The following is a 1,163-nucleotide window of genomic DNA, read 5'->3' as shown; positions in this document are numbered from 1 at the left end:
GCAGCGGCTGGCCAGCAGCGGCTACTACGACGCCGTGTTCCTGGCGCTCGACACCGAGGGCGTGGACCGCGACAGCGCCAGCGCCGCCGTGCCGGTGGTGGCGCAGCTGCGCGAGGCGCCGCTGCAGAAGGCGGTGTTCGGCGTGGGCTTTTCCACCGACGCCGGCCCGCGCGCCTCGCTGGACCACACGCACAACCGCCTGCCCGGCATCGGCTGGCGCGCCCTGAGCAAGATCGAGTACAGCGGCAAGCGCAAGCACCTGTCCACCGACTGGACGGCGCTGCCCGACGACCACGGCTGGCGCTGGTTCACGGGTGCCAACCTGCTGCGCGAGACCACCGGCAGCTACGAGGTCAACAGCACGCGGCTGCGCGCGGGGCGCAGCAAGAACGCCGACCACATCGACCGCAGCTACTTCCTGCAGCTGGACGCCGCCAAGAACCAGGGCCCCGAGGCGCCGCCCTCGAGCAGCGCGCTCACGGCCAACTACGGTTGGACGGGGCGTTATTTCGACGATGCGAACAACCCGACGCGCGGCTTCGGCCTGGCGGCCGAACTGGGCGCTGGCTACACCCTGCACCCACAGCGCGACCCCTTCACGCGCGTGCGGCTGCGCTGGCAATCCTTCATCGGCACCGGTCGGGTGGACATGGGCGAAGGCATCCGCCGCGACAGCCGCGTGTCGCTGCGCGCCGAGGGCGGCGCGGTGCTGGCGCGCGAGGCGGCGAACATCCCGGTCACGCAGCTGTTCCTGACCGGCGGCGACACCACGGTGCGCGGCTACGGTTGGCGCAAGATCGGCGCGCGCACGGATGCCGACACGGTGTATGGCGGCCGCTACCTGGCGGTGGGCAGCGTCGAGTGGCAGCGGCCGATGGTCGTGCGCGGCAACCGCACGGACTTCGAGAGCGCCCTCTTCATCGACGCCGGCGCCGTGGCCGACAAGCCGGGCGAGATGCGCCTGCGTGTGGGGGTCGGCGGCGGACTGCGCTGGCGCAGCCCGGTGGGGCCGCTGCAGGCCGACCTCGCCTACGGCCTGAAGTCCAAACAGGTGCGGCTGCACCTGCAGCTGGGCTACACCTTCTGACGCTCCCATGGCCCGAAGCGATCCTGCCCTGTAGCCCTGGGCCGACACACACTGCCTCCGCACGGCGGTAGACGCG

At 72.1% G+C, this 1,163-nt stretch carries 1 protein-coding gene; it reads left to right on the top strand.

What is annotated here, in order from left to right; all coding sequences use genetic code 11:
- Window positions 1-1,087: autotransporter assembly complex protein TamA (locus tag A612_RS12750; protein ID WP_019374854.1), on the top strand; the 1,087-nt coding region annotated here is incomplete at its 5' end.
- Between the last annotated feature and the right edge of the window lie 76 nt (window positions 1,088-1,163).

This window comes from Melaminivora alkalimesophila (genome assembly GCF_000282995.1).
GTDB lineage: Bacteria > Pseudomonadota > Gammaproteobacteria > Burkholderiales > Burkholderiaceae_C > Melaminivora > Melaminivora alkalimesophila.
Note: the sequence above shows the minus strand (reverse complement) of the source record. Positions and strands in the feature narration are given on the sequence as shown.